14 protein-coding genes are annotated in these 12,697 nt (G+C 39.2%); 13 read left to right on the top strand and 1 reads right to left on the bottom strand.

Going from position 1 to position 12,697, the window contains the following annotated elements; genetic code table 11:
- Positions 1-110 precede the first annotated feature (110 nt).
- Positions 111-680 carry a CYTH domain-containing protein gene (locus QM917_RS03295; RefSeq protein ID WP_414284821.1) on the bottom strand — a complete coding sequence of 190 codons (570 nt, stop codon included), beginning with the start codon at positions 678-680 and terminating at the stop codon, positions 111-113.
- A 134-nt stretch (positions 681-814) separates the two neighbouring features.
- Here QM917_RS03295 and QM917_RS03300 point away from each other — a divergent pair, with 134 nt between their 5' ends.
- The 13 genes from QM917_RS03300 (at position 815) to QM917_RS03360 (ending at position 12,672) form a co-directional block, all read left to right on the top strand.
- Complete coding sequence (locus tag QM917_RS03300; protein ID WP_075230515.1) at positions 815-1,486, top strand: GTP pyrophosphokinase family protein; 672 nt, start codon at positions 815-817, stop codon at positions 1,484-1,486.
- The gene (locus QM917_RS03305; protein ID WP_414284823.1) at positions 1,470-2,288 is read left to right on the top strand and encodes an NAD kinase; all 819 of its coding nucleotides are present in this window, start codon (positions 1,470-1,472) and stop codon (positions 2,286-2,288) included. Before QM917_RS03300 ends, QM917_RS03305 begins: the two co-directional genes overlap by 17 nt.
- Positions 2,285-3,184 carry an RluA family pseudouridine synthase gene (locus QM917_RS03310; protein ID WP_414284825.1) on the top strand — a complete coding sequence of 300 codons (900 nt, stop codon included), beginning with the start codon at positions 2,285-2,287 and terminating at the stop codon, positions 3,182-3,184. The genes QM917_RS03305 and QM917_RS03310 overlap by 4 nt, the downstream gene beginning before the upstream one ends.
- Positions 3,185-3,199: 15 nt before the next feature.
- Positions 3,200-4,174 (top strand): phosphate acetyltransferase, encoded by a 975-nt coding sequence (gene pta / locus QM917_RS03315; protein WP_049509200.1) that lies wholly within the window; start codon positions 3,200-3,202, stop codon positions 4,172-4,174.
- Positions 4,175-4,425: 251 nt separating this feature from the next.
- A complete protein-coding gene (locus QM917_RS03320) occupies positions 4,426-5,118 on the top strand; it encodes a YjjG family noncanonical pyrimidine nucleotidase (RefSeq protein ID WP_414284826.1) in 693 nt (230 codons plus the stop codon).
- A gap of 61 nt (positions 5,119-5,179) precedes the next feature.
- Positions 5,180-5,833, top strand: a complete 654-nt coding sequence (locus QM917_RS03325) for a uracil-DNA glycosylase (RefSeq protein ID WP_371607744.1) — start codon at positions 5,180-5,182, stop codon at positions 5,831-5,833.
- 9 nt (positions 5,834-5,842) lie between these two features.
- Positions 5,843-6,307 (top strand): NUDIX hydrolase, encoded by a 465-nt coding sequence (locus QM917_RS03330; protein WP_371607743.1) that lies wholly within the window; start codon positions 5,843-5,845, stop codon positions 6,305-6,307.
- 12 nt (positions 6,308-6,319) lie between these two features.
- Positions 6,320-7,591 (top strand): dihydroorotase, encoded by a 1,272-nt coding sequence (locus QM917_RS03335; protein ID WP_414284829.1) that lies wholly within the window; start codon positions 6,320-6,322, stop codon positions 7,589-7,591.
- Between the two features lie 10 nt (positions 7,592-7,601).
- Entirely contained in the window at positions 7,602-7,862 is a 261-nt protein-coding gene (locus QM917_RS03340; protein WP_414284830.1) for a hypothetical protein, read from the top strand.
- Between the two features lie 11 nt (positions 7,863-7,873).
- Complete coding sequence (locus QM917_RS03345; RefSeq protein ID WP_414284832.1) at positions 7,874-9,214, top strand: MATE family efflux transporter; 1,341 nt, start codon at positions 7,874-7,876, stop codon at positions 9,212-9,214.
- Positions 9,215-9,394: 180 nt separating this feature from the next.
- The gene (locus QM917_RS03350) at positions 9,395-10,363 is read left to right on the top strand and encodes a thiamine pyrophosphate-dependent dehydrogenase E1 component subunit alpha (RefSeq protein WP_414284834.1); all 969 of its coding nucleotides are present in this window, start codon (positions 9,395-9,397) and stop codon (positions 10,361-10,363) included.
- 17 nt (positions 10,364-10,380) lie between these two features.
- Positions 10,381-11,373, top strand: coding sequence for an alpha-ketoacid dehydrogenase subunit beta (locus QM917_RS03355; protein ID WP_414284836.1), 993 nt, complete (start codon positions 10,381-10,383; stop codon positions 11,371-11,373).
- 255 nt (positions 11,374-11,628) lie between these two features.
- The gene (locus QM917_RS03360; RefSeq protein ID WP_414284838.1) at positions 11,629-12,672 is read left to right on the top strand and encodes a dihydrolipoamide acetyltransferase; all 1,044 of its coding nucleotides are present in this window, start codon (positions 11,629-11,631) and stop codon (positions 12,670-12,672) included.
- Positions 12,673-12,697: the final 25 nt, after the last annotated feature.

The raw sequence follows: 12,697 nt of genomic DNA on the forward strand, positions 1-12,697 counted from the left end.
CTTTAAACTAAGTGAATCGCTGTAGTGAAACACTTTTAGTGATAAATGCTCTCTACAACAGATTCTATTATTTTTCATCCCTTTTATTTTATCAAAAAAAGAAGATTATTTCAGTATTTTTTCATATTTTCTATAAAACGAACCAATTTTGAAGGAGCTTTTTTGTAATGGATTTCATTGGCTTGTAAAAATTCTTGGAAATCAAGACTACCTTGGTTGCCATCTTCCACTTCTAATTCAAGCTCATAGTCAACAATATCAAAGTATTCGCTTTGATCAAGTGCCATGAGTCCGATCGGAGTTTGCTTTTCGTAGCGAACAGTAGTTAGACAACCTAAAACTACCCAGCCACTGGTTGAAAGTCCACGGCTAGTCAATTCGTCAAGAATCATTCCTTGCGGAAGTTTACATTCTTTAAGACAATGGTTTGCTTCCTCAAGGCTTAGATCTTGATTGTACTCCATATTTCCAACTTTTTGTGGAATTTTTATGGTCAATTCAGCGCTATTTTCAAAAGTACGAATGCGCATAGCAATTTTATGCTTACGAAGGTAAAAATCAGGCGTGTCTAGGTAGTAATTTTTTTGTGTAATAGGTGTGACTCCTGAAAAGTGAGTTTGTAATTTTTTATATTCATCCTGGTTTAGTAGTGTTTTCATTTCAATTTCTAAATGTTTCATTTTTTTAACTTTTTCCTTATCTTTGAAAGCGATTGTATGGTATAATAAGCATTGTATTTATTGTATAAGATTTTTCCTAGAAAATCAAAAACTAGATAAATCGAAGTGTATAGAGAATTGGATGAAAAAGATATATGATTACAGAATGGGAAGAATTTTTAGATCCTTACATTCAGGCTGTCGGAGAGCTGAAGATAAAACTCCGAGGTATTCGAAAACAATACCGCAAACAAAATAAACATTCTCCAATTGAGTTTGTAACTGGTCGAGTCAAACCGATCGAAAGTATAAAAGAAAAAATGGCTCGTCGAGGGATTGGATACGATACGTTGGAACAGGACTTGCAAGATATTGCAGGTTTACGCGTCATGGTTCAATTTGTAGATGACGTGAGCGAGGTTGTTGCCATTCTTCGTAAGAGGCAAGACATGAGAGTGGTTCAAGAACGTGACTACATCACTCATCGAAAGGCTTCAGGCTATCGTTCTTACCATTTGATTATTGAGTATACTGTTGACACGATCAAGGGGGCAAGAACGATTCTGGTGGAGATTCAGATTCGTACCTTGGCGATGAATTTCTGGGCTACTATCGAGCATTCTCTTAATTATAAATATCAAGGCGATTTTCCAGAAGAAATTAAGGAACGTTTGGAAATTACAGCAAGGATATCCCATCAATTAGATGAAGAAATGAGTAAAATTCGTGATGATATCCAGGAAGCACAGGCACTCTTTGATCCATTGCATAGAAAGTTAAATGACGGGGTAGGTAATAGTGACGATACCGATGAGGAATACAGGTAAACGAATTGATCTAATCGCTAATCGCAAACCTCAAAGTCAAAGAGTCTTATATGAATTAAGAGATCGACTAAAAAAGAATAACTTTATATTAAATGATAAACATCCCGATATCGTGATTTCCATAGGTGGGGATGGGATGCTTTTGTCTGCTTTTCACAAGTATGAAGACCAGCTGGATAAGGTTCGCTTTGTTGGTGTTCACACTGGTCATTTAGGTTTCTATACAGACTACCGTGATTTTGAACTGGACCAATTGCTTACTAATTTACAGTTGGATACTGGGGCTCGTGTGTCTTACCCACTGTTAAATGTAAAGATATTTTTGGAAAATGGAGAAGTGAAAATTTTCCGAGCTTTGAATGAGGCTAGCATTCGGAGAGCTGATAGGACTATGGTTGCCGATATTATTATTAACCAAGTGCCATTTGAACGTTTTAGAGGAGATGGCCTGACGGTATCGACGCCAACCGGGAGTACAGCCTATAATAAATCTCTTGGTGGAGCTGTTTTACATCCTACTATTGAGGCTCTACAATTAACAGAAATTGCGAGTCTCAACAATCGTGTCTACAGAACTTTAGGTTCGTCTATCATTGTGCCTAAGAAGGATAAGATTGAATTGATACCGACTCGCAATGATTATCATACGATTTCTGTTGACAATAGCATTTATTCTTACCGTAATATTGAAAGAATAGAATACCAAATAGACCACCACAAGATTCACTTTGTCGCAACACCAAGCCATACTAGTTTTTGGAATCGTGTCAAGGATGCCTTTATTGGTGAGGTGGATGAATGAGGTTTGAATTTATTGCTGACGAACATGTCAAGGTAAAGACCTTTTTAAAAAAACACGAAGTCTCGAAAGGTTTACTTGCCAAAATCAAGTTTCGAGGTGGAGATATTCACGTAAACGGTCATCCACAAAATGCAACCTATCTCTTAGATATTGGGGATGTGGTTGTCATCGATATTCCTCCTGAGGAAGGTTTCGAGACACTGGAAGCCATTGATTATCTACTGGATATTCTGTTTGAAGATGATCATTTCTTGATTTTAAACAAACCCTTTGGTGTGGCCTCGATTCCTAGTGTCAATCATTCCAATACCATCGCTAACTTTATCAAGGGCCACTATGTGAAACAGAACTATGAAAATCAGCAGGTTCACATTGTAACCAGACTAGATCGCGATACTTCGGGTCTCATGCTTTTTGCTAAACATGGTTATGCTCATGCTAGACTAGACAAGCAGTTGCAAAAGAAAGCCATTGAAAAGCGTTATTTTGCTCTAGTCAAAGGAGATGGTTTTTTGGAACCTCAAGGTGAAATTATTGCACCGATTGCCCGTGACGAAGATTCAATCATTACTAGACGAGTTGCAAAAGGTGGTAAATATGCTCATACCTCCTATCGTATAGTGGAGTCTTATGGCAATATTCATCTAGTTGATATTCGACTGCATACAGGAAGGACACACCAGATTCGTGTCCATTTCTCACATATCGGTTTCCCTTTGCTTGGTGATGACCTCTATGGTGGTAGTCTTGAACATGGCATAGAGCGTCAAGCTCTGCATTGCCATTACTTATCGTTTTATCATCCTTTTCTTGAAGAGCGGTTGGAGATGGAAAGTCCACTGCCGGATGATTTCAACACTCTTATTACTCAGTTATCAAATAATAATTTATCTTAAAAGGAGTAAAAACTCATGGAAGTTTTTGAAAATTTAAAAGCCAACCTAGTTGGTAAAAATGCACGTATTGTCTTGCCTGAAGGTGAAGAACCACGCATTCTTCAAGCAACAAAACGCATCGTAAAAGAAACAGAAGTTATCCCTGTCCTACTTGGAAATCCTGATAAAATTAAAATCTATCTTGAAATCGAAGGAATCATGGATGGTTATGAAGTAATCGATCCTGCACATTACCCTCAATTTGAAGACATGGTAGCATCACTTGTAGAACGTCGTAAAGGAAAAATGACTGAAGAAGAAGCTCGTGAAATCTTGGTTAAAGACGTGAACTATTTTGGTGTTATGTTGGTATACATGGGCTTGGTAGATGGAATGGTTTCAGGAGCTATTCACTCTACTGCTGCAACTGTTCGCCCAGCCCTTCAAATCATTAAAACACGTCCAAATGTTAGTCGTACTTCAGGTGCCTTCCTTATGGTTCGTGGCACTGAGCGTTACCTATTTGGTGACTGTGCCATCAATATCAATCCTGATGCTGAAGCTTTGGCAGAGATTGCGATTAACTCTGCTATCACAGCTAAGATGTTCGGTATCGAACCAAAAATTGCAATGCTAAGCTACTCAACTAAAGGTTCTGGATTTGGTGAAAGCGTAGATAAGGTTGTTGAAGCAACTAAAATTGCTCACGATCTTCGTCCTGATCTTGAAATTGATGGCGAATTGCAATTCGATGCTGCCTTCGTTCCAGAAACAGCCGCTCTTAAAGCACCAGGAAGCAAGGTTGCTGGTCAAGCAAACGTCTTTATCTTCCCAGGTATTGAAGCAGGAAATATCGGTTACAAGATGGCAGAACGTCTCGGTGGATTTGCAGCGGTTGGTCCAGTATTGCAAGGTTTGAACAAGCCAGTTAATGACCTTTCTCGTGGATGTAATTCAGACGACGTCTTCAAACTTACTCTAATCACAGCAGCACAAGCTGTACACCAATAAAATACAAGATAGCTCCTTTTCTGTTAAAGGAGCTTTTCAATAGGAAGAATTCAAACTGGTTATTAAAAGGTGATAGGAATATCGGCTTTTGTTAATACTCGGTGAAGTTTATAGATCAAACCTATAGATACCCAAAGAATTGGTTGGAAACATAGTCAATACTGCCAGTTCTATAGAAATTAGCTTCTGCAATCTTTTGAATGACTATTTATTTTTTTACTCACTTAATGTTCAGAAAGGAGGATTTTAATTTGAAATATAAGTATTTACTTTTCGACCTCGATCACACCTTGCTCGATTTTGATGCTGCTGAGGATATAGCTCTGACGCAACTCTTAGAAGAAGAAGGAATAGAGGATATCCAAACTTACAAAGATTATTATGTGCCCATGAACAAAGCCCTTTGGAAGGATTTGGAACAGAAAAAAATTACTAAGGCTGAGCTGATTAACACTCGTTTTGAAAAATTGTTTGCTCATTTTGGCATTGAAAAAGATGGTGCCTACCTAGCAGAGCGCTACCAGTTTTTCCTATCAAAACAGGGACAAACTTTCCCAGGTGTGGAAGATTTATTAAAAAATTTGATAAAACAAGGCTATGAGCTCTATGCTGCGACAAATGGTATTACTGCCATTCAGACAGGACGTTTGGCTCAATCGGGTCTAGCGCCATATTTCAATCAAGTCTTTATCTCAGAACAGTTGCAAACCCAAAAGCCTGATGCACTTTTTTACGAAAAAATCGGTCAGCAGATTGCAGGATTTAGTAAAGAAAAGACGCTGATGATTGGAGATTCCCTGACCGCCGACATTCAAGGTGGCAATAATGCTGGGATTGATACGATCTGGTATAATCCTCATCACCTCGAAAATCCCACACAAGCCCAGCCGACTTACGAAATCCATTCTTATCAAGACTTGCTGGATTGCTTAGATAAACTGTAAAAAGTGGTTTCCATAGCCACTTTTTGCTATAATAGAGGCAGTAAAAACGAAGGAGTCGGCTATGGAACACTCGTCTTGGCATGCTTTGATTAAGGAGCAATTACCTGAAGGTTATTTTGCGAAAATCAATCAGTTTATGGAGCAGGTCTATGCTCAGGGAACTGTTTATCCACCTAAGAAAAAGGTTTTTCAGGCTCTCTTGACTACACCGCTTGAAGAAGTTAAGGTGGTGATTTTAGGGCAAGACCCCTATCACGGGCCAGGTCAAGCGCAGGGCTTGAGTTTTTCTGTTCCTGACTCTATCCCAGCTCCGCCATCCTTGCAAAATATCTTGAAGGAATTGTCAGATGACATTGGTGTTAAGAAATCCCATGATTTGACGGCTTGGGCTGAGCAAGGAGTCTTACTTCTCAATGCTTGCTTGACTGTTCCTGCTGGACAGGCCAATGGTCATGCTGGTCAAATATGGGAGCCTTTTACTGATGCTGTGATTCAGGTGGTCAATCATCTAGATAGACCAGTGGTCTTTGTACTATGGGGAGCTTACGCACGTAAGAAGAAGTCCTTAATTACCAATCCTCATCACTTGATTATCGAATCAGCCCATCCCAGTCCTTTATCTGTTTACAGAGGATTTTGGGGTTCCAAGCCTTTTTCCAAGGCCAATGCTTTTTTAGAAGATACAGGACAAGAGCCAATCGATTGGCTTAGATAAGGAGAGAATATGCCTCAGTTAGCGACAATTTGCTACATTGATAATGGAAAAGAATTGCTCATGCTTCATCGCAATAAAAAGCCTAATGATGTCCATGCAGGGAAATGGATTGGTGTTGGTGGAAAGATTGAACGTGGGGAAACACCACAAGAATGTGCTGCTCGTGAGATTTTAGAAGAAACTGGTCTAAAAGCAAAACCAGTATTAAAAGGAGTGATCACCTTTCCTGAGTTCACACCGGACTTGGACTGGTACACCTACGTCTTTAAGGTGACAGAATTCGAAGGAGAATTGATTGACTGTAATGAGGGAACATTAGAATGGGTTCCTTACGATGAGGTTTTGAGTAAACCGACTTGGGAAGGGGACCATACCTTTGTCGAGTGGCTTTTAGAAGATAAGCCCTTCTTTTCAGCAAAGTTTGTCTATGATGGTGATAAATTATTGGACACTCAAGTGGATTTCTACGAATAAAGGAGTATAGTTATGTTAGTAATCAAAAACGGCCGTGTGATGGATCCAAAGTCTGGTTTGGATCAAGTTTGTGATGTTTTGGTTGATGAAGGGAAAATCATTCAAATCGCTCCTGAAATCCAGGAAGAAGGTGCTCAAGTAATAGATGCTACTGGTCTTGTGGTTGCGCCTGGATTGGTGGATATCCATGTTCATTTCCGTGAACCTGGTCAGACTCATAAAGAAGACATTCATACAGGAGCACTAGCAGCAGCTGCAGGTGGATTTACCACTGTTGTAATGATGGCTAATACCAATCCAACTATCTCAGATGTTGAGACTTTGCAGGAAGTTCTTCAATCTGCAGCCAAGGAAAAAATTAACGTTAAGTCTGTAGCAACGATTACCAAAAACTTTAATGGCCAAGATTTGACAGATTTTAAGGCGCTTTTAGAAGCTGGTGCTGTTGGTTTTTCTGATGACGGAATTCCTCTTGAAAGTAGTAAAGTAGTCAAGGAAGCCATGGAAAAAGCTAAAAAACTAAATACTTTTATTAGTCTTCATGAAGAAGATCCTGGCTTGAATGGTACGCTTGGTTTTAACGAAAATATCGCTAAAGAACATTTTCATATCTGCGGTGCAACAGGAGTTGCGGAATACGCTATGATTGCTCGTGATGTCATGATTGCCTATGCAACCAAGGCTCATGTTCATATTCAGCATTTGTCAAAAGAAGAAAGTGTAAAAGTTGTGGAGTTTGCTCAAAATATGGGAGCAAACGTAACTGCAGAAGTAGCTCCACAGCATTTTTCTAAGACTGAAGCTCTGCTTTTGACTAAAGGAAGTAACGCTAAGATGAATCCACCTCTTCGTTTGGAGTCTGATCGTCGCGCCGTCATTGAAGGTTTAAAATCTGGAGTCATTTCTGTCATTGCTACTGACCACGCGCCTCACCATGCAGACGAAAAGAATGTTGAGGATATTACCAAAGCTCCATCAGGTATGACAGGTTTGGAAACTTCCTTGTCACTTGGTTTGACCTATCTGGTGGAAGCTGGCGAGTTGAGTTTAATGCAATTGCTAGAAAAAATGACCTACAATCCAGCCAAACTTTATAATTTTGAAGCAGGTTATCTAACTGAAAATGGGCCAGCTGATATTACGATTTTCGATGATAAAGCTGACCGAATCGTAGACACGCATTTTGCTTCTAAAGCAGCTAATTCACCATTCATTGGTGAACAATTAAAAGGGCAGGTTAAATACACTATCTGTAAGGGACAAATCGTTTATCAAGCAGATTAGGAGCTTGAGGATGAATTATTTTCGTAAACTTAGAAATCGAAAACGCAATGCTTGTCACGGAGTATATTGTCCAGCCGCTAACCGTTCTAAAATTCAGTATGAAACCAAGGAAAAAGCTGATCACGCCGTAGACTATGATAATGGTGGCTTGGTTAGAAGCTATTATTGCGCCTCATGTAATTGTTGGCACACGACATCAAAAGCTAATAATCCACCCTTGAGCTTGAGAAAATACGGCTTAAAGCTTTTTGGCTTGGATGAAAAGGAGTAGAAAGAGTAGGTATGCATACAACAGAAACTATTAAAGACAAAATCATCTTATTTTTTAAAATTTTCTTTCCTATTTTAATTTATCAATTCGCTAATTTTTCCGCATCTTTTGTCGATACCACGATGACGGGCCAATATAATACTCTTGGTCTAGCGGGTGTTTCCATTGCGACTAGTTTGTGGAATCCTTTCTTTACCTTCCTGACAGGGATTGTCTCAGCCTTGGTCCCTATTATCGGGCACCATTTGGGACAAGGAAAAAAGAAAGAAGTTTCTTCGGATTTTTATCAATTTCTTTATTTGGCTTTAGCCTTATCTATCGTACTTTTTGGCTTGGTTTTCTTTTTAGCACCAATTGTCTTACAATTCATGGGGCTGGAAGTGGCTGTATCCAGTGTTGCAATACGTTATCTGTGGCTATTAGCCATCGGTATTATTCCTCTCTTGCTTTTTAGTGTGATACGTTCTCTACTTGATACACTCGGATTAACAAAATTATCCATGTATCTCATGCTCCTCTTACTACCCTTAAATAGTGGTTTCAACTATGTATTGATTTATGGAGCCTTTGGTTTTCCTGAGTTAGGAGGTGCAGGAGCAGGTCTGGGGACTTCCCTTGCGTACTGGGCTTTGTTGCTGATTTCAGTTTTGGTCTTGTTAAACCATAAAAAGCTCAAGGAATATCAACTTCAAAAACCTATGCCCTTACAAATCAAAAAAATTACGGAAGCTATTTATCTTGGTCTACCAATTGGTGGGACGGTATTTGCTGAGGTAGCAATTTTTTCAGTTGTTGGTTTGATTATGGCGAAATTCTCATCACTTATTATTGCCAGTCATCAGTCAGCTATGAATTTTTCAAATCTGATGTATGCTTTTCCCATGAGTATTTCAACTGCCATGGCCATTGTGATTTCTTATGAGGTAGGAGCTAAACGGTTAGACGATGCAAAACAGTATATTCATATTGGTCGTTTAACAGCTATGGTGTTTGCAGTTTTAACACTTAGTTTTCTCTACATCTATCGTGAAAATGTAGCTAGACTATATGGTCAAGATTCAGAATTTATTCAACTGACAGCATCTTTTATGACCTATAGCTTGTTCTTCCAGTTAGCTGATACCTTTGCGGCACCTTTACAAGGAATTTTAAGAGGTTACAAGGATACGATTGTTCCTTTTTGTCTTGGTCTTCTCGGATACTGGGGTGTTGGGATTCCGCTTGGCTTATATCTTGATTATTCGACTAGTTTAGGTGCGTACTCCTATTGGATTGCTCTTATCATTAGTTTAATGGTAAGTGGAATTCTTTATCAGTGGCGTTTACAAGTTATTATGAAAAGATTCAAATAATTTGTTGAAAAATGATGAAAAAACAACTTGTGAAAATTGTATTTTATATAAAGAAAAGTCTTGATTTTACTGGCTTTTCTTTTTTTATATTGTGAAAAATTATCAAGCATAATCTTTGACTCTAGTTAACCTATAAGTTAGAATAGAACTATAAGAAATTAAACTTAGAAAGGCAAGATTATGTCAACTTTAGATAAAAATCTTTTGCTTGAGATGTTCCGTAAGATGGAAGAAATTCGTCGTATGGACTTAAAAATTGCTCAATTAGTAAAAAAAGGAAAAGTGCCAGGAATGACGCACTTTTCTGTTGGTGAGGAAGCTGCTAACGTTGGGGCCATGTTAGCTCTAAACGCAGATGACCTGATCACTTCAAATCACCGAGGTCACGGTCAAGCCATCGCTAAAGGTATTGACCTTAATGGCATGATGGCTGAAATCCTAGGTAAGTATACCGGAACTTGTAAAGGTAAAGGCGGGTCTATGCATATCGCTGACCTTGATGCAGGTAACCTTGGTGCCAATGGTATCGTAGGTGGAGGTATGGGGATTGCTGTAGGTGCTGCCCTTACTCAGCAAATGAAAAACACTGGTAAAATCGTTGTCTGCTTCTTTGGTGACGGTGCAACAAACGAAGGTGTTTTCCACGAAGCGGTGAATATGGCGTCAATCTGGAATCTCCCAGTAATTTTCTACTGTATCAATAATGGTTACGGAATTTCAGCAGATATTAAGAAAATGACCAATGTTCAACATATCCATGAACGTAGCGCAGCTTACGGTATTCCTGGTATGTTTATCGAAGATGGTAACAATGTAATCGATGTCTATGAAGGATTTAAGAAAGCTGTAGACCATGTTCGTGGTGGTAACGGACCAGTCTTGATTGAGAGTGTAACCTACCGTTGGCTTGGTCACTCATCTTCAGACCCAGGTAAATATCGTACACGTGAAGAAGTAGAAGAGTGGAAACAAAAAGACCCAATCGAAAATCTTCGCAAGTACCTTGTTGAGAACAAGATTGCTAGTGCAGAGGAACTTGAAGAAATTCAAGCACAAGTTAAGGAAGCAGTGGAGGCATCTGTTAAATTTGCAGAAGAAAGTCCATTCCCTCCACTTGAATCAGCATTTGAAGATATTTACGCAGACTAAGGAGAAGTAGAGAAAATATGGAAACTAAATTAATGTCTTTCCGCGATACCATTATCCTTGCAATGTCTGAGGAAATGCGTCGTGATGAAAATGTGCTTTTGATGGGTGAAGATGTCGGAGTTTTCGGTGGAGACTTCGGTACTTCAGTAGGTATGCTTGAAGAATTTGGTCCAGAACGTGTTCGTGACTGTCCAATCTCTGAAGCTGCAATTTCTGGTGCAGCAGCAGGTGCTGCTATGACAGGACTTCGTCCAATCGTTGATATGACCTTCATGGACTTTTCTGTAATTGCCATGGATGCTATCGTTAACCAAGCCGCTAAAACTCGTTACATGTTTGGTGGTAAAGGTCAAGTCCCAATGACAATCCGCTGCGCAGCTGGTAACGGAGTAGGTTCTGCAGCACAACACTCACAATCATTGGAATCATGGTTCACTCATATCCCAGGATTGAAGGTTGTAGCTCCGGGTACACCAGCTGATATGAAGGGACTTCTTAAGTCTTCTATCCGTGATAACAACCCTGTTATCATTCTTGAATACAAATCGGAATTTAACCAAAAAGGTGAAGTACCAGTAGATCCTGACTATACAATTCCGCTTGGTGTTGGTGAAATTAAACGCGAAGGAACTGATGTAACAGTAGTAACATACGGTAAAATGCTTCGTCGTGTCATGCAAGCAGCTGAAGAATTGGCTGAAGAAGGCATCTCAGTAGAAGTAGTAGACCCACGTACTTTGGTTCCACTTGATAAAGACATCATCATTAACTCAGTTAAGAAAACTGGAAAAGTAGTTCTTGTCAACGATGCCCACAAGACAAGTGGTTTTATCGGTGAAATCTCAGCTATTATCTCAGAATCAGAAGCATTTGATTACTTGGATGCACCTATTCGCCGTTGTGCAGGTGAGGATGTACCAATGCCTTATGCACAAAATCTTGAAAATGCAATGATTCCGACAGTTGAAAGCATCAAAGATGCAATCCGTAAAACTCATAATAAACAATAATACATAAAATAAATTATGTAAATAAAATTAATTAGACGAGAAGCTTTGTATCTTTTAGGTGCAGAGTTCTCTACGTTCTTGATATCTTAGATTAGAGCACGGGCTAAAAGCCCTTTGCATCATAAAATTGAACTCGGGCTAAAGTCTGGGTGAAAAAGATAAACTTTCCTAGAAACTAAAGTTTCTTCGTCAAGTTTCCTATTTTCACTGAGACTTTTGACGCCCTTAGTATCTTATAATAGAATAGGAGAGGTCATGGCTGATGATAAGCTAAGAGCGACTCCTGCAGCTAGAAAATTGGCGGATGATTTAGGAATTAATCTCTATGACATTTCTGGCTCAGGCGCAAACGGTCGTGTCCACAAAGAAGACGTGGAAACATTTAAAGACACTAATGTGGTTCGCATTTCACCACTCGCAAAACGAATTGCACTAGAGCATAATATTGCTTGGCAAGAAATCCAAGGAACTGGTCATCGTGGTAAAATCATGAAGAAGGACGTTTTAGCTTTCCTTCCTGAAAATATTGAAAACGATACGATTAAATCACCTGCTCAAATTGAGAAAGTGGAAGAAGTTCCAGATAATGTAACACCTTATGGAGAAATCGAGCGTATTCCGATGACTCCTATGCGTAAGGTTATTGCTCAACGTATGGTTGAATCATACTTGACTGCACCAACCTTCACGCTTAACTACGATGTAGATATGTCTGAAATGCTTGCCCTTCGTAAGAAAGTCCTTGAACCGATTATGGAAGCAACTGGTAAGAAAATCACTGTTACAGATCTGCTTTCACTTGCGGTTGTTAAGACACTGATGAAACATCCATACATTAACGCTTCTTTGACTGAAGATGGTAAGACAATTATCACCCACAACTACGTCAACCTTGCGATGGCGGTTGGTATGGATAATGGTTTGATGACGCCAGTTGTTTATAATGCTGAAAAAATGAGCTTGTCTGAGTTGGTAGTTGCATTTAAAGACGTTATTGGGCGTACCTTAGATGGTAAACTAGCTCCTAGCGAATTGCAAAATTCAACCTTCACAATCAGTAACTTGGGGATGTTTGGTGTTCAATCATTTGGTCCTATCATCAACCAACCGAACTCAGCAATTCTCGGGGTTAGCTCAACAGTTGAGAAACCAGTTGTAGTTAATGGTGAAATCGTGATTCGTCCAATTATGAGTCTTGGATTGACAATTGACCACCGTGTCATAGATGGTATGGCTGGTGCTAAGTTTATGAAAGACTTGAAAGCTTTAATTGAAAACCCAATCTCAATGTTGGTTTAAGTATTTATTTTAGAAATATAGATAA

It is taken from the genome of Streptococcus infantis (genome assembly GCF_047460685.1).
Classification (GTDB): Bacteria; Bacillota; Bacilli; order Lactobacillales; family Streptococcaceae; genus Streptococcus; species Streptococcus infantis_AD.